The sequence below is a fragment of the Acidovorax temperans genome (assembly GCF_028596105.1).
GTDB lineage: Bacteria > Pseudomonadota > Gammaproteobacteria > Burkholderiales > Burkholderiaceae_C > Acidovorax > Acidovorax temperans.
Map to the genome: position 1 here is coordinate 487,963 of NZ_CP117193.1, position 21,591 is coordinate 509,553.

Consider the following 21,591-nt stretch of genomic DNA (forward strand, 5'->3'; position numbering starts at 1 on the left):
TTGGGTTGTGGATGAGGAAAGGAGGCGATCAGTGGCCGCTGTGCGAAGACGGCTTTTTGACCTTGACGACAGTGTCCGAACTGGACTTCTCTTTGCGGGGCATGGATTGGCCGCCCTCGGCCTTGAAGCGGGCAGGCTCCGCCATCGGGCCGGTGTACTCGTACGCCACCGTGCCCTCTGGGTTCTTGTACCAACCCGGATTTTTGTAGTCGCCCGGTTTCTGGTCGCGGCGTACTTTGACGACGCTGAACATCCCGCCCATTTCGACCGACCCGAACGGGCCTTCCCCGGTCATCATGGGGACGGTGTTGTCCGGAATGGGCATCTCCATCTCGGTCATGTCCGCCATGCCCCGTTCGCCCATGACCATGTAGTCGGGAATCAGGTTGTTGATCTTCTTGGCCACGCCCCGGTGGTCTACGCCAATCATGGTGGGAATGTCGTGACCCATTGCGTTCATGGTGTGGTGGCTCTTGTGGCAGTGGAATGCCCAGTCACCTTCTTCGTCCGCGAGGAACTCGATCTGGCGCATCTGGCCCACGGCCACGTCGGTGGTCACTTCATAGAGACGGGTGCTCTTGGGTGTAGGACCACCATCCGTGCCGGTGACCAAAAACTCGTGACCGTGCAAGTGCATCGGGTGGTTGGTCATGGTGAGGTTGCCGATGCGAATACGCACCTTGTCGTTGAGCCGGACGTTCAAGGAGTCGATGCCAGGAAAGATGCGGCTGTTCCATGTCCACAGATTGAAGTTCGTCATCTCTGCAACCCTGGGCGTCGCGGCCCCTGGCTCAATGTCATAAGCACTGAGCAGGAAGCAGAAATCACGGTGCACTTCGTCGATCAGCGGATGCTTGGCCTTGGGGTGCGTGATCCAGAAGCCCATCATGCCCATGGCCATCTGGGTCATTTCATCGGCATGCGGGTGGTACATGAAGGTGCCCGGGCGGCGCGCCACGAACTCGTAGACGAAGGTCTTGCCCGACTGGATTGCGGGCTGGTTCAATCCCGCCACACCGTCCATGCCATTGGGCAAACGCTGTCCATGCCAGTGGATGCTGGTGTGCTCAGGCAGCTTGTTGGTCACAAAAATGCGAACGCGATCGCCTTCCACCACTTCAATGGTGGGACCAGGACTCTGGCCGTTGTATCCCCACAGGTGGGCCTTGAAGCCAGGGGCCATTTCGCGCACAACGGGTTCTGCCACCAGGTGGAACTCCTTGACCCCCTGGTTCATGCGCCAGGGCAGCGTCCAGCCGTTGAGCGTGACCACCGGGTTGTAGGGGCGCCCGGAGTTGGGCACCAGCGGCGCCATGGTGTCTGCGCTTGTCTGGTACACGGGTTCTGGCAGTGCGGCCATTGCCACGCGGCTCACACTCGCTGCGGCCACGGCCCCTCCGGCAATGCCAGCAAACCGGAAAAAATCTCTTCTTGAATTCATGTTGGTTTCCTTGAGGGGATCAGTGGCCTGCACCGGCTTCGGCAGCGGCTGCGCCACCGCCCGAGACGCCAGCGCTGGTGGGCTTGCCGATGAGAGAGGCCTGAAGGGCGGCGTCCGCCAGCCAGAACTGCTGTTCGGCGTTCAGGGCCGCCATCACCGAGTTCACCTGGTCGCGGGAGTCGGCAAGCAACTCGAAAACGCTGATCAGCATCCCGTTGTAGCGAAGCTGGTTTTCTTCGGAGATGGTTTTTCGCAGGGGAATCACCTCGTCGCGGTGGTGACGCGCGATGTCATATGCAGTGCGGTACGCGGAGTAGCTCTCCCGAAGGTTCGAACCCGCCGCGCGTGCGGTTGCTTCCAGGCGGTTGGCCGCAGCCAGGGTCTGCGCATTCATGGCGTCGCGCCGCATTCCACCCCAATCGAAGATGGGTAACTGCAAGCTGATCTCGAAGCCGCGCCGCGTGGAGTGGGTGTTCTCAGCGGCATCAAAGACCGAGTCGCGCCGCACGCCCAGCTCGATGTCCGTGAAGGTCGTGATCGTGTTCCAGCCTTGCGCGCGTGCGGCTGCGTCGTAGTCGGCCTTCGCGATCTGCAGATCCAGTCGCCCCTTGGATGCCTGACGGCCAGCGTCCGATGGGGACAGCGGCTCCTTGGGCAGTGTGGGCAGGCGCTCAGGCAGCTTGAGCTGCTTGGCTTGGCTATCGTCCAGGCCCAGCAGCCGCACCAGCTCCTCACGGGCTGCCGTCACCTGGTGCTGGGCACTGGCCAGCTGGGTCGCCGTATCGGCATAGAACGCTTGCTGGCGCACACGGTCAAGCTTGTTGAAATTGCCCACCGCCTGCATGCGCTTGGCCAGTTCGGCACTTGCTTGGGCGCTAGCGACAACCTGTTGGGTGTAAGTCAGCGTTTGTTGTGCGGCGACAGCGCGTACCCAGGCCTGACGTACCTGCGTGACTTGGTCCACTACGTCGCTGCTAAGGCGCAACTGGGTCTGCTTGATGCGCTGCTCAGCGATGCCTTTGCGTGTCGGCAAGGTCAGCAGGTCCAGCAGCCCGAAGGACAGCAGGCGGCCGATCTCCGTCTCGCTGCCCAGGCGAACGCGCTCCAGGGTCAGGATGGGGTTGGCGATGCGGCCGGACTGGGCCGCCGTAGAAGCGTCTGCCCAGTTTTGGGCGACGATGGCCTGCATAGAGGGACTATTGACCAGTGCGAGTTGCACGGCATTGTTTTGGCTGAGCGGGTCGGCAAGCAAATCCGAAGCGCGCTGGCGCAAGGCGTCACGCTCGCTCTGGTCCCGGGCCAAGGTGAGCTGGCCGTCGGTAAAACCGCTTGCGGCTGCGTTGGCGCTGGAGATGTTTTGCTCCAGATTCACACTGGCGCAGCCAGACAACACCGCCACTGCGGCCACGGCGATCACGAGTTTGGCGCGGGGCATGCGCAAGGGGCGGTTCATTGTTTGCCCCCGTGGTGTGCATCATGGCCCTGTGCGGGTTGGTCCTGGCCGGTTGTGGGTGCCGTCTGGCGAATTTCCTTGGCATAGGTGCGCCAGCCTCCGATCTCGCCCACCTTGTCATTGGCCGCTTTCCAGGGCTGGACGGATTGCTCTTTGTAGGCTTCGTAGCCCGAGAGGGCTGATCGGTACGAAAGCTGATAGTCCACCTTGGCGGATTCGCCCTCTGGCATCTGAGCCAGAGCCAGGGACGGCGCTATTAGCGCGGCGGCCAGCCAGGGGGTTGATATAGGTCGTGAAAGCCAGGAAATTTTCATAGGTTCACCATGCGTTCTTGATGCAACGCATTATGTGAGCCAACAGCTTCCGATGACATAACGGCTTCATTACATCTTTGTCATGTTCAAGAAAGCCCGCGATCTGCAGGCACACTTGCCGTCATTCGCAGACAAGGAGATCCCGTGAAGATATTGCTCGTCGAGGATGAAATCAAAACCGGCGAATACCTGCGCCAAGGCTTGCGTGAGGCAGGGTTCAACGCCGATCTGGTTCACAACGGAGTCGATGGCTTGCATCTGGCCCAGGAAGGTGACTACGACCTGGTGATTCTGGATGTGATGCTTCCGGGGATGGACGGCTGGCAGGTTCTCACCAGTCTGCGTCGCCGGGGCCTGGAGATGCCTGTACTGTTTCTCACGGCCAAGGATCAGGTGCAAGACCGGATCAAAGGATTGGAACTGGGGGCGGACGACTACTTGGTCAAACCGTTTTCATTCGCCGAGTTGCTGGCGCGAGTGCGCACCATTCTCAGGCGCGGTCGTAATGGTACCGAGGTGACGATCCTTCAGGTGGCCGATCTCGAACTGGACCTCTTGCGGCGGCGAGTCAACAGATCTGGCAAACGCATTGACCTCACGGCCAAGGAATTTGGACTCCTGGAGCTGCTCATGCGCCGCCAAGGGGAAGTTCTGCCGCGCACTCTGATTGCGTCGCAGGTGTGGGATATGAATTTCGACAGCGATTCCAACGTGATCGAGGTGGCGATGCGCAGGCTGAGGGCCAAGATCGATGATGCCTATGACGCCAAGCTGATCCAGACGGTGCGAGGCATGGGGTATGTGCTTGAAGCGCCCCAGGAGAGTACGTGAAAGTCCGGTACTCGCTCACGACACGGCTGACTGTCTTTTTTACTTTGGCGTCCGCCTTGGTGCTGATCGGCCTGGGGACTCTTGTGGCGATTTCCATCGACCGGCATTTTGTGGAGCTTGACCGCGATGCCCTGCGCGACAAGATCCATCTGACGCGTGAAGTCATCGGCAAATCGAAGTCGCCGCAGGATCTGAAGATGCGGCTGGATGACGTTTTGCACAGCCATGAGGGCCTTTTCGTCACCGTGTTTCGCAATGGCCAATCGCTGTACTCGACGGAGGATTTTGAGTTTCCTGCGGACTTGAGCGTGCTGACCCAGCATTCCCGCTTGGGGGTTGCCTCGTGGCGAATCAAGGACCGTGAGTACCGGGGGATGTCCGAAGCCGTGACGCTGCCAAATTCCGCAGAGCCGCCGCTGCAGGTCTGGGTGGCCGTGGACATTACTCACCACAAGCACTTCATGTACGAATTGATTTGGGTACTTGTGAGCTACGTGGCATTGGCAACGCTGGTGGCTGGGATCCTGGGCTGGTGGGCCGCAAAGAATGGCTTGGCCCCCCTTCGCGCCATGCGGTCCCGCGCCATGGCCATCACGGCACAGCGACTGGACGAGCGGATGCCAACCCAGGAGTTTCCGGTGGAGATGGCCGACCTGGCGACCACCCTCAACGAGATGCTCCGGCGCTTGAAGGAGGAGTTCGACCGCCTGTCCGAGTTTTCTTCGGACCTGGCTCACGAGCTGCGTACGCCGATCAACAATCTGATGACACAGACGCAGGTCACACTCAGCCAGGCTCGCTCCTCTGAGGAGTACCAGGACATACTGGCCTCCAATGCCGAGGAGTACCAGCGCCTGGCCCGCATGGTGGCTGACATGTTGTTCCTGGCCAAGGCTGACCACGGTCTCATTCTTCCCAGCACGGAGAAGATCGCTGTTCACGATGAAGCACAGGCCCTGTTTGATTTCTACGAGGCACTGGCCGAAGAAAAGCAGGTTCGCCTGCAATTGACCGGGGCGGCGGAGATCATTGGCGACCGGTTGATGCTGCGACGGGCGCTGAGCAATCTCCTGTCCAACGCCATTCGCTACACCCCGCCAGGCGAGCAGGTGGCCGTAGACATCCAAGGGGACCTGCACGGAACCACCGTGGATGTTGTCAACACCGGGCCTTCCATCGATGAACAAATGATCCCTCGCCTGTTTGACCGCTTCTTTCGGGCAGACAAGTCGCGCAAGCAGCTCGATTCTGATGGCGCGGGCTTGGGCTTGTCCATCACCCAGGCGATTGTTCACGCGCACCGGGGGCGGATTTCCGCGAGTTCGGCCGGTGGCAGAACTTGTTTTTCGATGCATTTCCCCAGTGCACAGAGCATTGGCAAGCACCTCACGACAAATGCATGACCCCTTGGCAACCCTCATAGACTGCTGGAAGGCAGATCCGAGCAGCACCTACAACACTTGGTTCCTGTGGGATCAGCGGATCAAGAACTTCCGATCCATTCGCCGAGGCATTGCGCAGGTGGTGCAGGACATCCGAGGCGGAACATTTGGCAACGCCTACCGAGGCTCCTCGCTGGAGACGATCGTTGGTTCCGTGGCAGAGCAGCGCCAGATTTTCAAGGGAGCGGACCACGCTTTCCTCTGGAAACCCAAGCTGCGGATTCCGGACATCTACGAGAACACGGGTAATCAGCTTGCCTTCGCAGACCTTCTTCACACTTGTGATCACTGCGACTGCGCGGAAGACGTGGTGGCCGCCATACAGCGCATTGATGCAATTGGCATCAAAGGCTTGGGCCCAGCGGTCGCCAACTTGCTGTACTTCATCCACCCAACGCTGGTCTCTCCCTTCAACACGGCAATCGTCAATGGTTTCAACGCGGTGACAGGAGGGCGCGTGAAGCTCGGACGCTGGGATCACTATCTCTCAATGCGTGAAGGCCTGCTGCGCCTGAACGCGCAGTACCGGCTGAAGCTGTCGAATGATCTGGGTGCAATCGCGGGACTCATGTTTGACATTGGCAGTGGCCGATATGCAGCGCCGCCACCAGCCATGGATGCGGCGGCGACAGCTCTATGGCAAGAAGACCTGGAACGTGTGCGCCAGGAATCCTCCGCATTGCAACGGGAACTGTCCCAGGAGACAGAAAGCGATGCGACCCACACGGGTGTCCAGGCTTCGCTGCGCGACCTGGGCAAGGCCCTCGGGTTTGAGGTCTGGATCGCGTCCAACGACCGGGGCCGCGCCTATGGAGGGGGGCTGCTAGGAGACGGATGCCTCGCGCAGCTGCCCGCCAGCCTGGACCGAGGTTTGGAGTCTGTGCGACTGATCGATGTCGTATGGGTTGATCCCCAGACCTCGCAATTCTCTGCGGCATTCGAAGTCGAACACACCACGTCCATCTACTCGGGGATTGTGCGCATGCTCGATCTGGCCCTGGGCACGCCGGTTGCAGGCAACTGTGCATTGTTTCTGGTGGCTCCAGACAATCGTAGAGACAAGGTCGCTGAGCAACTTCAAAGGCCCGCCTTCTCCAGGGTGTCGGAGCTGGGAATCCGGTATTTGCCCTACAGCCAGTTGGAGCAGAACCATGCCTCCATGAGCCGCTTTGGGTCCAGCATCAAGCCACTGCTGGAGATTTCGCAGCGGCTGTGAGCCACGGCTATTTCGTACGGCGCGCTTCGCTTGGGCTCGACTCTTTGGGCTCCAGGGATGCGGTGATCCACGGCGATGTCGGCAAGATGAAGTTCCTGTTATCCAGAACGGGGGGATTGGCGGGTAAAGCCTTGCGTTGTGAACGCTACAGGCCGGGTGCCAATAACTACGATAGGGCATTGCCTTGGTAGACCTCTGCGAGGCAGCACTTCGCAAACTCTTCGCCCCCAGAAGGCTCCGCAATGAATGTCACGACAAAGCCATTGGAAGCACTATTGCCTGTCAGTTCGCAAGGAAACTCTGTGCCCAAAGCACCGAGCATCCAGGGAGGCGGTTTTCTGGATGCGATGAAGCAGGCGCTTTCAACCACAAGCCAGTTGCAGAGTGAGTCTGGTCGCCTGAGCCGCGAGGTCACACTCGGCAATCCCACGGTCAGTCTCGAAGAAACGATGCTCGCTGGCGTCAAGTCGAGCATCGCGTTTCAGGCTACGCTTCAGAGCCGCAATCGCATTGTCCAGGCCTATACCGATGTGATGAACATGCAGGTCTGATGCTCAGGGGGCGTAAGAGTGCAATAGGAGGTGTGGAGCACACTTGCTTCTGACACCGCAGACATGCCTGGCGAGTCCACTGGAGGTGGGCCTGTTTCGAAAGACCCCTCCAGATCAGCAGCCGACCCCTCGGAGAACTTGTTTAGAACCGAGGGGCCTGGCTGGCTTCGCCCGAGGTGGCGGCCACGGCAGCATGGCGCGCAGCCTGATATCGGTCAGGATAGATTTCATTGAGTTTGCGGGCGTCTTCTCCCACGGAGACGATTTCGCCTTCGCGGATGGCGCGTGCCAACTCACTCTTGACCTGGGCGCGGGTCTTGGAAGAAGCGTTGACCACTACGGGGTAACGGTCAGGCATCACTTCATTGAGCTTGGCACCCGATTCACCGCCCACAAGGATGTCGCCCGTGCGGATTGCTTGTTCCAGTTCTGCGCGCACTTGCTCTCGCGATTTTGCGGCCTGCGCGGATGCAGTCGCCGGGTATGCACCGGGGTTGAGTTGTTTGAGCGTCAGGCCCGATTCGCCGGAAGCGAGCATGTCACCGCTCTGCATGGCCTGGGCCAACTCTGCCCGCACTTGTTCGCGCGTCTTGCTGACCAATTGGTCCGAAGCAAAAGCGGGAGCGGCGATGAGGGAAAGGACGATGAGGGTGGACTTGAGTTTCATGATGATCTCCTGCGGCGCCGGATGCCCGATATGGTCCATCCAGGTGGCGATTTCTGCGCCACGAAGAGAAGTCTAGAAACAGCCCCCCAACGGTGAGGTGACGACTCGATTACGCTTCTGACAGCAACTGAGAATGCACGCGTATTTGATATACGTGCTCAGCGTATTTCACATTCGAACAGACAGGGAGAGCGAATCACCAACTAGGAAAACCATCGGGTAGAGCTGATCCTGGAGGACTCCCCATGACAAAGCGGCTTGTGCTTTGGCAGGCCGTCATACCCACTTCTTTGAATACATCTGGCAGCAGCAAATAGTTCGCTCTGGTAGAACGGATGACGTTGAAATCGTTCTCAGCGCGGTGGATTGCCGCATTACAAAAAAGTCATCTACGCGTCATCTTGCGGTGATGGACCGTGCTCCAGACTCCCCTTATCACGGCGCGTAGGGCCTCTTCACGCTGCGTGATGTAGGGCAGTCAGCCACGCTGATTTTTCAATGAACAATGTGGGAGTCAAGTGCATGTCCAACAACCTATTTACCGCCATCTTTGCCACTGCTCTGTCCCTGGCTTCAGCAACCTCTTTTGCAACTCCCCCAAATCTTGAAGTACGCGATCAGGCATTGCCTGCCAACGCGCAGGCAGAAGAAGGAAGAACACGTTACTGGAGTCATCCGAGACTGGGTATGGTCAAGGTTGATGCTGCCGGCCGCATGTCCTCCACCCGCTTGGCCGCCAATGACACTGCGCGACCTTCTGTTCCTTCCGGGCAGCCCTCAACCCGCACGCATTGACATTCAAGAGTCAAAAACTTTCAGGTGCTTGGAAGGAAACTGGGCCGCTTGGCAGCAACAAAGCGGGGCCACCATGGCCATCATCATGAGGGGCCCCACGGGGTGGCACCGCCGCTTACGACGGGAGTTAAAGATCCAGTCTGCGGCATGGACGTGACGGAACAATCGCATCACACGGCGGACCACGAAGGACAGCACTATTACTTCTGTAGCTCCAAGTGCCGGACGAAGTTTGTTGAGGAACCAGGCAGGTACGCTGTCACGCCTCCTGGTACCGAGAGGGTTGTGCGTGAGCCTGAAGCAACTCAGTCCGGCACCATCTACACCTGCCCCATGCACCCGGAGGTGCAGCAGGACCATCCAGGAAACTGCCCTAAATGCGGCATGACGCTGGAGCCTATGCTTCCCACGCTGGACGAGGGAGAAAACGCCGAACTTGTGGATTTCCGGCATCGCTTTTGGTGGACGCTGCCTCTGACCGTGGTGGTCACCGTCCTGGCCATGGTGGGACACCGGCTGCAGTGGTTCGAAATGGCCACCCAGAGCTGGATTGAGCTCGTGCTGACGGTTCCCATCGTGCTATGGGCTGGCTGGCCCTTCTTTGTGCGTGGCGCCCAGTCCATCGTAACCCGCAGTCCCAACATGTGGACGCTGATCGGCTTGGGAACTGGCGCTGCTTTTGTCTACAGCTTGGTCGCCACCGTGGCGCCTGGGGTATTTCCGGCCTCGTTCCAGGCCATGGGCCGTGTGGCGGTGTACTTCGAAGCAGCAGCCGTCATCATCTCACTCACGCTGCTCGGCCAGATGCTGGAGCTCAAGGCACGCTCGCAGACCTCGGCCGCCATCAAATCGCTGTTGGGCCTGGCACCTAAGACCGCGCGGCGCATAGAAGCCAACGGCCAGGAGAGCGACGTCCCGCTGTCGCATGTCCATGTGGGCGATCTGCTGCGCGTGCGCCCCGGTGAGAAGGTGCCGGTGGATGGCGTGGTGGTCGAGGGGAGCAGTGCGGTGGACGAAGCCATGCTCACTGGCGAGCCAGTGCCCATCGTCAAAGGACCTGGCGATGCTGTCATCGGTGCCACGCTCAATACCAACGGTGCACTGGTGATCCGGTCCGAGCGGGTGGGCTCGGCCACCATGCTGTCCCACATCGTTCAGATGGTTGCGCAGGCACAGCGCTCTCGAGCTCCCATGCAGCGCATGGCCGACCAGGTGGCGGGCTACTTCGTGATGGCTGTGGTGGGTATCGCGTTGCTCACGCTATTCGCGTGGGGCCTGTTCGGTCCGGAGCCACGTTGGGTCTATGGTCTGGTCAACGCCGTGGCCGTGCTGATCATCGCGTGTCCCTGCGCGTTGGGCTTGGCAACCCCTATGTCCATCATGGTGGCCACGGGCCGGGGGGCGACCAGTGGCGTGTTGTTCAGGGACGCTGCAGCCATCGAAAACCTGCGCAAGGTGGACACGCTGATCGTGGACAAGACTGGCACGCTCACTGAAGGCAAGCCCTCGTTCGAGCGCGTGGTGGCCATGCCCGGTTTGTCCGAGGACGAGGTTCTTCGCCTGGCGGCCAGCCTGGACCAGGGCAGCGAGCATCCGCTGGCCGATGCCATTGTCCAGGCGGCCCGCGCCAAGGAGCTGGCCCTGGACAAGCCCGAGGACTTCGAGTCCGGGTCAGGCATAGGCGTACGCGGACGGGTAGCCGGGCGCCAGCTCGCACTGGGAAACACGGTCCTCATGGAGCAGGTGGGCGTTTCTGCGAACCCGCTGCTTGCGCAGGCAGAGGCCTTGCGCGCCACAGGTGCGAGCGTGATGTACTTGGCAGCCGATGGCCAGCTTCAAGGTCTTTTGGCAGTCTCAGACGCCGTCAAGGCGAGCACGCCGGAAGCCTTGGCCACTTTGCATGCGGCGGGACTGCGCATCGTCATGGCCACGGGCGACGGCATGACTACCGCCAAGGCGGTGGGTGCAAAGCTGGGGATTGATGAGGTCTATGGCGAAGTCAAACCTGCAGACAAACTGGCCCTGGTGACCAGGTTGCAGGCCGAAGGCCGCGTCGTTGCCATGGCTGGAGACGGCATCAACGATGCGCCAGCCCTTGCCAAGGCAGACGTGGGAATCGCGATGGGTACTGGCACTGATGTGGCCATGAACAGCGCGCAGGTCACCCTGGTCAAGGGCGATCTGCGGGGGATTTCCACGGCGCGGGAACTGTCGGAGGCTACGGTAGGAAACATGAAGCAGAACCTGATGTTTGCCTTCCTCTACAACGCGCTGGGCATACCGATTGCCGCAGGGCTGCTCTATCCCTTCACTGGCTGACTGTTGTCGCCAATGATCGCAGCTTTGGCGATGAGTCTTAGCTCAGCTTCGGTCGTTTTCAACGCTTTGCGCCTCCAGACTCCATTGATAGTTCAGCCGCGCAGGTGAAAGTGAAACTCCGCTTCGGCGATCCGCTTTGAAGGTAGGCTTTTTGGGCCAAATCTGCAGGTGGCACTACCTGATCAAGGCTTCTTCGGCAAACTAAAGACCTTTATGTCCATCTTTCTCATTCAGAGACAAGATGGATGCGGGCTTCGCCGCTGAAGTTCTCTTTGGTACGGTCGTTCTCAAATCACGCAGTCTTTCAAAAAACCAGAGCTTTCTAACTTGAATCGCCCCGGTATTCGCGGAGGCTGTTTGGTTTAAGTCAGGCCACCACCATGGAGGTCTGACTGGCGAGTTGCCGGTAATAGTTTGCCTCAGCTTCTGCGGGCGGTATGTATCCGATGGGACCGAGCAACCGGTGATGGTTAAACCAGGACACCCATTCAAGCGTAGCCAGTTCCACCGATTCACGGGTTGGCCATGACCGCCGGTGAATTACCTCGGCCTTGTATAGCCCGTTGATCGTCTCGGCCAAGGCGTTGTCGTAGCTGTCGCCCTTGCTGCCCACCGAGGGCTCGATGCCAGCCTCTGAGAGACGTTCGCTGTAGCGAATGCTGACGTATTGCGACCCCCTGTCGGAATGGTGAATCAAGGCGCCATCACGCTCGGGTTGCCGGGCATACAGCGCCTGCTCCAGGGCATCCAGAACGAAGTCCGTGTGCATCGAACTACTGACCCGCCAGCCCACAATGCGCCGGGCGTACACGTCGATCACGAAGGCCACGTACAGCCAGCCCTGCCAGGTCGAGACGTAGGTGAAGTCTGAGACCCACAGCTGGTTGGGCCGCTCGGCCTTGAACTGTCGGTTAACCCGATCCAGTGGACACGGTGCCCTCATGTCACTGATGGTGGTACGCACCACCTTGCCACGGCGCACGCCCTGCAAGCCTAGGCGCTTCATCAAGCGCTCGACCGTGCAGCGGGCAACGACAACTCCCTCCCGGTTCATCTGCTTCCAGACCTTGTCGGCACCATAGACCCGCATGTTGGCCTGCCAGACACGCTTAATGTGCGGCACCAGGGTGTCGTCACGTTGGGCGCGCGGACAGCGCAGTTGGGGATTGCGTTGATGGGCGGCATACCGCCAATAGCCTGACGGAGCGATCTGCAGCACCTTGCAGATCGACTCGACCCCGTAGGCCTGTCGATGCTGATCGATGAAGCCCTTCAGGACTTCAGACGGCGGTCGAGCTCCGCCTGGGCGAAAAACGCGCTGGCCAGCTTCAGGATCTCATTGGCCTTGCGCAGCTCTTTGACCTCGCGCTCCAGCGCCTTCATCTGTTCACGCTCAGACGTCGTGATGCCGTCGCGCTCGCCGCTATCGATCTGGTCGCGCTTGACCCATTCGTTGAGGGTCTGGGGCACGCAGCCGATCTTGGGGGCGATGGATTCGATGGCAGCCCACAGCGATGGGTACTCACCTCGGTGCTCGCGCACCATGCGAACAGCGCGGTATGCGTTCGGCCAACCCATCTTGCGCCTGACTTGAATGGATGGTGTGCGCGCCAGCGCATGGTTTACGCTGCCATAGACTCGCGGTGAACAGCCGCCGTCACGCGGCTGAGATGTGCACCGACGATGAATTCCAAGCAGACGATTCTGGACCGCGAGTTGTTTACCCAAGCCCTGCGCCACATGGGTGAAGAAGACCTGCTCTACCTCAACCGGATGGTGGTCGAACGCTTGAACCTCCTGGCCCAGGCAAGGAGCACAGTGGAACTGGCGCAGTTCGCCGAAGGTGATCGGGTCCACTTCACGGCCAGCGATGGCAGCGTCAAGCACGGCATCGTGCTGCGCCTGAACAAGAAGACCGCCAGCGTGCACACCGACGAAGGTCAGAACTGGAAGGTCTCGCCGGGCCTGCTGCGCAAGACAGCCCCCCGCTGAACGGGTGCCCTGGCGTCGATGACCAGGATCAGTCCACCGGCTGCCAGCGGTGCGGCAACAGCTCGTCGATCCGGCTGGCCTTGTGCGTGGGCAGCCGGGTGAGCACGTCCTTGAGGTAAGCATACGGGTCGTGCCCGTTCATGCGCGCCGACTGGATCAGGCTCATGACGGCCGCTGCCCGCTGGCCCGCGCGCAGGCTGCCGGCAAACAGCCAGTTGTTGCGTCCGATGGCAATGGGCCGGATCTGGTTCTCGATCCAGTTGTTGTCCGCCGGCAGCTGCGGGTCATCAATGAATCGTGTGAGCGCCGCCCAGCGCTTGAGGCTGTAGTCCAGGGCCTTGGCCGTGGCCGAGTTGCCAGCCACCTGCTGGCGCTGCAGCACCATCCACTGGTGCAAGGCGTCCAGTATCGGCCGGCTGTGCTGCTGGCGAGTCTGTAGCCGCTGGGGTGCCGGTGTGTCCTGGACGGCCCTCTCGATCTCGTAGACCCGAGCGAACTGCGTCAACGCGAACTCGGCGATCTGGCTCTTGTTGGCCGCGTGCAGGTCGAAGAACTTGCGCCGGGCGTGCGCCAGGCAACCAGCCTCTGTGACGCCCTGGCTGAAGCTGGCCTTGTAGCCGGCGTAGTCGTCACAGATCAGGCTGCCGCGCCAGTCACCCAGGAAGGTTCTGGCATGCTCCCCGGCGCGCGACTCGCAGAAGTCGTAGACCACGGCCTTCATGTCTTCAAACGCACCCGGTGCGTAAGCCCACAGGTAGGCCCGGTGTGTCTTGCCGTTGCCCGGCTTGAGCATGGCCACTGGCGTCTCATCGCCGTGCAGCACCCGGTGCCCGAGCACTTCGGTCTTGAGCGCATCGACCAGCGGCTGCAGCTGCGCGCCGCAGGTGCCCACCCATTGCGCCAGGGTCGATCGTGCAATGGCCAGACCGGCGCGGCCGAAGATGTTCTCCTGGCGGTACAGCGGCTGGTGGTCGGCGTACTTGGCCACCAGCACCTGGGCCAGCAAGCCAGTCGTCGGGATGCCTTTGTCGATGACGTGTGCGGCCACCGGCGCCTGTGTGAGGGTCTGGCACTTCGCACAGGCCCACTTGCCCCGGATGTGGCGCTCGACCGTGAAGACGCCGGGCACGTAGTCCAGCTTCTCGGCCACGTCCTCGCCGATGCGTTTCATCTGGCAGCCACACTGGCATGTCGTGGACGTGGGTTCATGGCGGATCTCGCGCCGTGGCAGATGGGCCGGCAGCGGTGTGCGCTTGGGCGGCTGCTTCTCGGTCGCAGCGGGTGCCGGCCGCAGTTGATCGATCTCATGCTCGACGGCCGCCAGATCGCTATCGAGTTCTTCTTCCAGCAGGTCGCGCTGATCAGCGCTGTGGCGTTCGGATTTGGCTGCGAACTTCAGCCGCTTGAGCAGAGCACATTCGTAGGCGAGCTTCTCGTTCAGAGCGCGCTGATGGCGCAGTTCGGCCAGCAGGCGCTGGCTGACCTCACGCAGTTGTTCTGCGTCCAGTTCGCCCAGTGCCTGTTCGTCGATCACCATGAGGCGCAGTGTGCTCGTGCGTGCCGGGCAAGACCATTGGCGCATCTCCCGATTGCCATGGTCTGCGCCTCAAGCAGAAGATTCAGACCACGGTGATGGAGCCTTGCGATCCCATGCGCTGCCAGGGCAGGCCCAGCACCAGCGCATTGAGCTGGGCATGTTCAAGTGCCACGTTCGGACTGCCCGGCGGCGCCCAGACGAACTTGCCCTGGTGCAGCCGACGCGCGGCCAGCCACAGCCCCACGCCGTCGTGCACCAGCACCTTCAGACGGTTGGCTCGCTGGTTGGCAAAGACGTAGGCGTGGTGTGGGTGGGCCGCGCCGAAGGTGGCGATCACCCGCGCCAGGGCGGTGTCGGTGCCCGCACGCATGTCCAGCGGGGCCGTGGCCAGCCAGGCCGCATCGATACGGATCACCGCAGCAACTCGCCAAGCATCTGGGCGCACTGGGTTGCGGCAGACAAGGGCCAGTGCACGGTCACTGACATGCCAGGACGTTGGCATTCGATACGGATTTCGGTCGCTGGTGTCGAGGCGGCCACGCACGGCTGCTCACTGGCGGTTGTTGACGCTACGGCGCTCAGCGCAAGGGGGACGAAGGCCGGGGTCCGAGGTTCTACGGCAGCAGTGGCGAGGCCTCCTTCGAGGCGGTGCATGCCCTGTGCCCATTCCTTGAGCCAGCGGTGCAGCACGTTGGTGTTCATGCCGTGCTGCAGGGCCACGGCGGCAATCGATGCGCCGGGCTGCCGGCAGGCGGCCACCAGTTCGGCTTTGAACTGCTGCGTGTAGGTGCGGTGCGTGCGCCGCACCGCATAGCGGGGTGTCTGAGGGTCTTTGAGCATCGTGTCCACTCTCGTTTGCGTGCACACGATCGTGCTCAACCACAGCAGGTCCTTCAAGATGAGTTCGCCGGCCGCTTACACAGCGCGTTCGCGGACCTCAGGTGAAAACTTGTTTGACTTCGTCATGGCTCAATCCTCTCAGAGTATTGAGCCTCCACAAAACCCGGGGCGATTCATCACAGCCTTTTGTAAAAGGAAAGCGAGGACGGTGGGTCACAGCAGCTCAGGCACAGAGTCAGGTCAACCAGCTCGCACCGAAGGGGTGACAGGCGCCGATTTCAAAACCGCATAGCAACGAGAGTTTCGCTTTGAGTGAACATGACTTCAAGCCAGTTGGAGCCCTACATACCAGCGTCCACTCCCCGCAGCGCTGACTTGATCGTGTACCTCGACCTCGACGGCGTGCTTCACCCTGAAGCCGTCCTCTGGCACCCGAACCGTGGCATCTACATGAGTCCCTACGAAGCCGCAGGCCATACGTTGTTTGAGTGGCTTCCAATTTTGGAGGAGGAGCTAGCACCATATCCCTCAGCGGCACTGGTGCTGAGTAGTTCCTGGTGTGTCAGGCCAGGCTATGCCAAAACGCTTGAGCGCCTACCGGCGCACCTTCGAGCTCGATTCATCGGGGGTACTTACCACAAGCGCGTCCATGGAGCCGATCCGTGGACTCTGGCATCGTTCCAGAGTACGCCCCGTGGCATGCAGATCCTCGCAGACGTGCGGAGAAGAAAGCCGCGCCATTGGATCGCGCTGGATGATGACGTTGAGGACTGGCCTTCCCAAGCCATCGACAACTTGGTCGCTTGTGAGGGCACCACTGGCCTTTCCAGCCCCGAAGTCCGCCGTGAACTTCGGCGAAAGCTGGTGCGAAGTACTGTAGCTTGAGTGGTTTCCGCTGGGTGATTGATGCGCAGCCAACCTTTCAAAGGCCGTCTCGCTAGGCTCAACTGAAACTGCACTTTGCAAGTTTAGGATTTCTCAGTCTGCCAGATCGATCCAGCGCAGCCCATAACGCTGCATGTTGCTCGAATCGGGCCACCAGCCTCCAACGTCCCCTGCATCTGCCTGCACTAGTTCAAGACCATCGTCGGTTACCAAGCGAGTGTGCTCCGGGAAATCCAGAACGTAAGCGTCGCCCTCGAAGTCAATGACCGTTTTGACCCCAGACCAACCGAAATCATTGGATCTATTGTTCTTCCCCAGATCAATGAGGCCCACCACCTTGCCGACAGATCCCTGCGGCAAGAACTCATCCGGAGCACTCAATTTACGGCCTTCGCCCGAAGCAAAAATCTGCATAGGTGATCTCGTTTGACGCATTCTGCTCAATGGTAGCCGCTCGGGGCTAGGCGCACGCTGTCGGTTCGTGACCTGTAGCTCATCTGCAAGGCCTTCCTTGAAATACACCGAGAAAGGGAGGCGACATGGGTTCATCTGACAACAACATAGGGATTACCCTTGACTCCTAACCGGGTGTTTTGCACCGAAAGTGAGATCACCCCATCATGCGTCCCATCCGATCAAACTCTTCCAAATTTGAATAGAGGATTTCTCTGTATTCCTCGTTGCTGCGCGGCTGGCCAAGCGCCACGTGAGTCTGCGTGACCAGGTTGGTGACGGGCGTGCGCAACTCGTGCGCGATGTCTGCGGAAAAGTGTGATAGCCGGGTGAAGCCTTCCTCGATTCTCGCCAACATATCGTTGAAGGCGAATACCAGTTCCGCCAGTTCGATCGGCACATCCCGAGGATCCAGCCTCACATCCAGCTTTGAAGAGCGAATCGCCCGAATCTCTTCATTGACCTTGCGAATCGGCAGGTGGCCCCACTGCACCGCCAGCCAAGCCACACCGAGCGCCAGACACATGACCAAGCCGGTTGCCCACCAGAGCATGCGCTTGAACTCCGCCAGGAAGTCGAGATGAAAGCCGATGTCCATGGCAGCGACGATGCGGTAGCCGGGCGCCGCTGAATCGTCAGCAGGCAGTTGCAGCACCACACCTCGATATGACCTCTGATCCTCCTGCCACACGATCAAATCGTCAGCGGTGATGCGGTTGACCAACTTTTTGCTACTGGCAAGTTTAGACAGGTCAGGACCGGGCGTGGCATAGATGCTATTGCCAGCCCCATCGTAGACGCCGTACGTCATCCCATGATGTCCTGCGACTGCGTTGGCCAAGTGTTGCTTCAGTTCGTCGCTAGCGATGTCACTTGCAAGCTGGTGCAAGGGCTGAGCCAAAGCGGTTGTCACTGCCTCCAGTTCGTGGGCATCCTGTTGAGCAAAGTGGTGCTCCAACGACCGGAGAATGACCCAATTGAACACAAGAAACACCAAGGTCGTGGCGATACCAACGAGGGCCGTGACCCTCAATGCAAGCGACGCTGGACGGCTTTGCCGCGGCTTATGGCGCAGGGGCATCATCGGGCGCATCGAGCGTGTATCCCATTCCACGCACGGTGTGGATGAGCTTCGGATTGAACGTATCGTCTATCTTCGCGCGTAGACGGCGGATGGCTACATCGATGACGTTGCTGTCGCTGTCGAAATTCATGTCCCATACCTGCGACGCGATCAGAGAACGTGGAAGGACCTCCCCCTGGCGACGGGCCAGGAGCTCAAGCAACGCGAACTCCTTGCTGATGAGATTGATGCGTTGGCCAGCGCGCGTTGCGCGCCGGCGCGCCAAGTCCAGCACCAAATCGGCAACCTGGATGCGATCAGGCTGGCTCGGAGCGCTTCCGCGTCGCAGCAGCGTCCGCACCCGCGCCAGCAACTCAGAGAACGCGAATGGCTTGACGAGGTAGTCGTCCGCTCCCAGTTCCAATCCCTTGACACGGTCGTCTACACCGCCACGCGCCGTCAGAAAGAGCACAGGGACCTGTTTACCGGCATCTCGAAGGGCACGCACGATGCGCCAGCCATCGACATCCGGCAGCATGACATCCAAGACCACCAGATCGTATGTCTCGCCCATGGCCAGGTGGTGTCCGTCCAATCCGTTGCGCGCCAGATCCACGACGAATCCCGCCTCCATGAGACCTTGGCGGACGTAATCCGCCGTCTTGTTCTCGTCTTCAACGACCAGCAGTTTCATCGCATGTCCCATGAAATCGCTACGGCGCGGAAAAATAGCCGCTCACGATGTACGCATTCATCCGGCGGTCTCAAATCTGAAGTGCAACACCCTCGCCAAGGGTAATGTACGCAAATGGGAACGAGATACGAGCACTTGCAGCCAGAAGACAGAGTGACGCTGGCATCGCTGCGCCAGCAGGGCTGGAGCATCAGGGCCATAGCCCGCCTTCAAGGCCGCAGCCCCAGCACCATCAGCCGTGAGTTGCGGCGCAACGCCTGCCACGGCGGTTACGCCAGCGCGCCTGCGCAGCGTCTGTGCCAGCTGCGGCGCATTCAGGCCAAGCCATGCCCCAAGCTTCACAGCTGCGGGGCGTTGTGGACTCTTGTGACCACCATGCTGTGCTGGCTGTGGTCGCCCCAGCAGATTGCATGCACACTCCAGCGCATGTATCCCCAGGACCCAACCATGCATGCCTCGCACGAGAGCATCTACACCGCCATCTATGCATACCCACGCGGTGAGTTGCGCCGCCAGCTCATCGCACTGCTGCGCCAAGGCAAGAGTACACGCCGCCCGCGTTCAGCAGGCTCTGATCGGCGTGGTCAGATTCCAGACATGGTCTCTATCCATGTTCGCCCACCCGAGGTCAATGATCGCGTGATCCCGGGGCATTGGGAGGGGGATCTGATCAAGGGTGCTGGCAACCAATCAGCGGTGGGTGTGCTGGTAGAGCGCTCAACGCGCTTGGTGCTGCTGTGCAAGATGCCTGACGCATCCGCAGACAGTGCGCTGGCCGCGTTCACCAACAAGCTGCGCCAGATCGCACAGCCGATGCGCCAGACGCTCACCTACGACCAGGGCAAGGAGATGGCCCGGCACAAGGAACTCGCCCAAGCCCTTGGCATGCGGGTGTACTTTTGTGATCCGCACAGCCCTTGGCAAAAAGGCAGTTGTGAGAACACGAATGGGCTGCTGCGCCAGCTCATGCCCAAGGGCACAGACCTGAGCGTGCATGACCAGGATGCGCTGGACTCCATGGCCGATCTGATGAACAACCGTCCTCGGCAGACGCTTGGCTGGGATTCTCCCTATCAGGCCTTCCAGCGATTCATGGCTGCTATCGCCGAGAAAAGCTCCGCTACCATTCATTGAATATCAACCAGCGGTGTTGCACTTCAGATTTGAGACCGCCCTTCTATCAGGGCTCAGTCGGCGTTGGGGCGCACTGAATTACCGTTGCCACCCTCTTTACCCACCATCCCCAGGACGCCTGCGAACAAGACAGGGTTTTGAAACATCAGGCGAAACGCCTGCTCGCTCGCAGCGTCTCGGCCTTCGCGCAGCCTTCCCAGCGCATGGGTCACTTCCCCTGCAGCTTCACGCTCACGCTCGATCAACGGGTGATGCGGCGCAAGCGGCTGGCGGTTCTTGCCAAGCGGCTCGGCCAGCAAGGCAACGCCGCGCATCCACGGACTGAACGTTTCCGAGAGCAAATACCGACTGGTGCGCATCGGATGGAGCCACTTGAGCATTTGGGCTGTCCAGGGTGTGGACAGCGCTTGCGCCCAAGGACTGACGAATGCCCGGTAAAGCGCCTCGTTGAATATCGAGACCTGTTTCACCCGCTCAAAAGCTTCCTGCGGGTAATCCGTTTTCAGGTCTTCAACCTGACGGGGTTCAAAGCGGATGCTGTAGGTGGGCTTATGGCAGTCCGGGTCACCCGACGGGTTGTCGATCTTCATTTCATAGAGGCCCGGGGCCAGCGCCTCAATCTCAGCCAGGCTCTCCAGGATCGCCCGGTGCTCCAGACGCGCCACCCCGGCGGAGACAAAAATGCCGAGATGGCCGACGTGCGGGTTCGTGAGGTAGACGATGCGCTGTCCGGCCTGCTTGAGATCCTCGGTGTCTTTGTAGACTGCCGGAATCCATCCGAGCGCCTGGTGTGGTGGCGTAATGTTGTCGCCGTAGGACGCAAAGATGACGATTGGATTCCTGATCCGCCTGAGGTCAGCAGTGCAACCCTGGCAAATCTGGAAAAGACCCTGTTCAAGCTGGTTGCCGATGAACAGGTTTTCAACAATCGCAAGGATCTCTTCCCGACTCAGGAAATAAAAACCGTTCCACCAACGCTCGAACTCCAGAAAACGCGCCTGCTCACTGTCGACGTTGGTGAAGAGTTGGGCGTACTTCTCCCAAACAGCCTTTTCGGGCTTGAGGTTCTCGAAATTCTGCGCCAGCCAGGCTCCATCGAAGCGGCCATTGCCCAGGTCGGCCGTCAGATGCGCCAACCAGCTGCCGCCAAGGAGCCCTCCGGAAAGACGCATCGGATTGACACCGGACTCGCCAGCCCAATATGACAAGGGTGAGCCATTGAGCACCACCGGTCCGACCAGACCGGCGCAGTCTGCGGACAGCAGCGTCAGCGCCCACCCGGCCTGGCAGTTGCCATAAAGCACAGGAGGATTGCCAGGATGGCGTTGCGCAACTTCTTCGGCGAAACGCCGCAGCACATGCAACACGTCTGCCAGGGTCTGCCCCAGAGTCGGCTCGGGAAAGAAGATCACGAAATAAACCGGATGGCCCTCGCGCGTCGCCATTCCGACTTCAGAGTCGCGCTTGAAGCCGCCGATCCCAGGGCCATGGCCGGCGCGTGGATCGACAACAATGACCGGAGGTTTGTCAGGATCGACGCAGTCGTCCCAGCAATGCCCGTCGATTTCCGTGATGCGCAGCAGTGCATAGTTGACGGACCGTTCGAAGCTGCGCGCGTCCAACAGCGTTTCATACTTGAAGTCCAGAAGCGGCGGCAATCCGGCTCGCTCGTGCTCCAGCATGTTGTTCGCGCGCTGGCGAAGCGTGTCCCAGAACAGAATGGTGCGTTCGAAGAAGTCGCGCTGGTAATCGAAATAGTCCTGCGCCGAAGGTGCTTCAGCTGCTCTTTTCATGCCACTAGACGCATCCTGTGGCGCAGGCTTCAACAACTCCTCGGAATGATCCAAGACGGTCGGTGGTAGATCCTTTGTCTGGCGGTGCGTCCATTGCACCGCTGCTTCCTTACCCACCGCCGTGGTGCGTTGAGAGGTTCGAGGCATTTGTGGTGACGTGGAGATTTTCAT

General features: G+C 60.3%; 19 protein-coding genes, 2 pseudogenes and 1 other annotated feature. Of the genes and pseudogenes, 9 read left to right on the forward strand and 12 right to left on the reverse strand.

What is annotated here, in order from left to right; genetic code table 11:
* Positions 1-28: 28 nt before the first annotated feature.
* Genes PQV96_RS02270 through PQV96_RS02280 form a run of 3 tightly spaced genes read right to left on the reverse strand, consistent with a single transcriptional unit; the run spans position 29 to position 3,124 of the window.
* The gene (locus PQV96_RS02270; protein ID WP_273624441.1) at positions 29-1,441 is read right to left on the reverse strand and encodes a multicopper oxidase family protein; all 1,413 of its coding nucleotides are present in this window, start codon (positions 1,439-1,441) and stop codon (positions 29-31) included.
* Positions 1,442-1,460: 19 nt separating this feature from the next.
* On the reverse strand, positions 1,461-2,894 hold the full coding sequence (locus tag PQV96_RS02275) for a TolC family protein (RefSeq protein ID WP_273624442.1): 1,434 nt from the start codon (positions 2,892-2,894) through the stop codon (positions 1,461-1,463).
* Entirely contained in the window at positions 2,891-3,124 is a 234-nt protein-coding gene (locus tag PQV96_RS02280; RefSeq protein WP_233247170.1) for a hypothetical protein, read from the reverse strand. The genes PQV96_RS02275 and PQV96_RS02280 overlap by 4 nt, the downstream gene beginning before the upstream one ends.
* A gap of 228 nt (positions 3,125-3,352) precedes the next feature.
* Between PQV96_RS02280 and PQV96_RS02285 the strand changes: the two genes are divergently transcribed.
* From PQV96_RS02285 to fliE, 4 genes are all read left to right on the forward strand, one after another.
* Entirely contained in the window at positions 3,353-4,039 is a 687-nt protein-coding gene (locus PQV96_RS02285; RefSeq protein WP_207375584.1) for a heavy metal response regulator transcription factor, read from the forward strand.
* Positions 4,036-5,442, forward strand: coding sequence for a heavy metal sensor histidine kinase (locus PQV96_RS02290; protein WP_207375585.1), 1,407 nt, complete (start codon positions 4,036-4,038; stop codon positions 5,440-5,442). The genes PQV96_RS02285 and PQV96_RS02290 overlap by 4 nt, the downstream gene beginning before the upstream one ends.
* On the forward strand, positions 5,435-6,697 hold the full coding sequence (locus PQV96_RS02295; RefSeq protein ID WP_207375586.1) for a type II restriction endonuclease: 1,263 nt from the start codon (positions 5,435-5,437) through the stop codon (positions 6,695-6,697). Before PQV96_RS02290 ends, PQV96_RS02295 begins: the two co-directional genes overlap by 8 nt.
* A 242-nt stretch (positions 6,698-6,939) precedes the next feature.
* Positions 6,940-7,248 carry a flagellar hook-basal body complex protein FliE gene (gene fliE / locus PQV96_RS02300; RefSeq protein ID WP_207375633.1) on the forward strand — a complete coding sequence of 103 codons (309 nt, stop codon included), beginning with the start codon at positions 6,940-6,942 and terminating at the stop codon, positions 7,246-7,248.
* 142 nt (positions 7,249-7,390) lie between these two features.
* On the opposite strand, the gene PQV96_RS02305 is transcribed toward fliE, so the two are convergent.
* Positions 7,391-7,915, reverse strand: a complete 525-nt coding sequence (locus PQV96_RS02305) for a DUF4148 domain-containing protein (RefSeq protein WP_207375632.1) — start codon at positions 7,913-7,915, stop codon at positions 7,391-7,393.
* 522 nt (positions 7,916-8,437) lie between these two features.
* Between PQV96_RS02305 and PQV96_RS02310 the strand changes: the two genes are divergently transcribed.
* The gene (locus PQV96_RS02310) at positions 8,438-8,710 is read left to right on the forward strand and encodes a hypothetical protein (RefSeq protein WP_207375631.1); all 273 of its coding nucleotides are present in this window, start codon (positions 8,438-8,440) and stop codon (positions 8,708-8,710) included.
* Positions 8,711-8,857: 147 nt separating this feature from the next.
* Positions 8,858-11,137: pseudogene (locus tag PQV96_RS02315) on the forward strand (heavy metal translocating P-type ATPase).
* Between the two features lie 259 nt (positions 11,138-11,396).
* On the opposite strand, the gene PQV96_RS02320 reads toward PQV96_RS02315, so the two are convergent.
* Positions 11,397-12,607 (reverse strand): IS3 family transposase gene (locus PQV96_RS02320; RefSeq protein ID WP_273624443.1). Its coding sequence is split into 2 segments (ribosomal slippage): positions 11,397-12,334 and positions 12,334-12,607, totalling 1,212 coding nucleotides; the frame shifts between segments, so codons are not numbered across the junction.
* Positions 12,231-12,347 (reverse strand) — a sequence feature (AL1L pseudoknot). Its footprint overlaps the gene before it by 117 nt.
* A gap of 105 nt (positions 12,608-12,712) precedes the next feature.
* Here PQV96_RS02320 and PQV96_RS02325 point away from each other — a divergent pair.
* Positions 12,713-13,021: a hypothetical protein gene (locus PQV96_RS02325; protein WP_084397648.1), complete on the forward strand. Its 309-nt coding sequence runs from the start codon at positions 12,713-12,715 to the stop codon at positions 13,019-13,021.
* 28 nt (positions 13,022-13,049) lie between these two features.
* Here the strand turns inward: PQV96_RS02325 and tnpC are convergent, their stop codons facing one another.
* From tnpC to tnpA, 3 genes are all read right to left on the reverse strand, one after another.
* Positions 13,050-14,558: an IS66 family transposase gene (tnpC, locus tag PQV96_RS02330; RefSeq protein ID WP_218298111.1), complete on the reverse strand. Its 1,509-nt coding sequence runs from the start codon at positions 14,556-14,558 to the stop codon at positions 13,050-13,052.
* An 82-nt stretch (positions 14,559-14,640) separates the two neighbouring features.
* Positions 14,641-14,973, reverse strand: coding sequence for an IS66 family insertion sequence element accessory protein TnpB (gene tnpB, locus PQV96_RS02335; protein WP_066161156.1), 333 nt, complete (start codon positions 14,971-14,973; stop codon positions 14,641-14,643).
* Positions 14,970-15,398 (reverse strand): IS66-like element accessory protein TnpA, encoded by a 429-nt coding sequence (gene tnpA, locus PQV96_RS02340; RefSeq protein WP_066161161.1) that lies wholly within the window; start codon positions 15,396-15,398, stop codon positions 14,970-14,972. The genes tnpB and tnpA overlap by 4 nt, the downstream gene beginning before the upstream one ends.
* 318 nt (positions 15,399-15,716) lie before the next feature.
* Between tnpA and PQV96_RS02345 the strand changes: the two genes are divergently transcribed.
* The gene (locus tag PQV96_RS02345) at positions 15,717-16,283 is read left to right on the forward strand and encodes an HAD domain-containing protein (RefSeq protein WP_207375671.1); all 567 of its coding nucleotides are present in this window, start codon (positions 15,717-15,719) and stop codon (positions 16,281-16,283) included.
* Between the two features lie 93 nt (positions 16,284-16,376).
* On the opposite strand, the gene PQV96_RS02350 is transcribed toward PQV96_RS02345, so the two are convergent.
* The 3 genes and pseudogenes from PQV96_RS02350 to PQV96_RS02360 all read right to left on the reverse strand — a co-directional run bounded on the left by PQV96_RS02350 (position 16,377) and on the right by PQV96_RS02360 (position 18,493).
* Positions 16,377-16,697 carry a hypothetical protein gene (locus PQV96_RS02350; protein WP_207375760.1) on the reverse strand — a complete coding sequence of 107 codons (321 nt, stop codon included), beginning with the start codon at positions 16,695-16,697 and terminating at the stop codon, positions 16,377-16,379.
* Between the two features lie 199 nt (positions 16,698-16,896).
* A pseudogene (locus PQV96_RS02355) lies at positions 16,897-17,817 on the reverse strand (HAMP domain-containing protein); the annotation flags it as partial.
* Positions 17,801-18,493: a heavy metal response regulator transcription factor gene (locus PQV96_RS02360; protein ID WP_207375758.1), complete on the reverse strand. Its 693-nt coding sequence runs from the start codon at positions 18,491-18,493 to the stop codon at positions 17,801-17,803. The gene PQV96_RS02360 and the pseudogene PQV96_RS02355, both read right to left, overlap by 17 nt.
* A gap of 114 nt (positions 18,494-18,607) precedes the next feature.
* Between PQV96_RS02360 and PQV96_RS02365 the strand changes: the two genes are divergently transcribed.
* On the forward strand, positions 18,608-19,627 hold the full coding sequence (locus tag PQV96_RS02365) for an IS30 family transposase (protein ID WP_207373746.1): 1,020 nt from the start codon (positions 18,608-18,610) through the stop codon (positions 19,625-19,627).
* A 53-nt stretch (positions 19,628-19,680) separates the two neighbouring features.
* Here PQV96_RS02365 and PQV96_RS02370 read toward each other — a convergent pair whose 3' ends face one another.
* Positions 19,681-21,591, reverse strand: coding sequence for a DUF3141 domain-containing protein (locus PQV96_RS02370; RefSeq protein ID WP_207375453.1), 1,911 nt, complete (start codon positions 21,589-21,591; stop codon positions 19,681-19,683).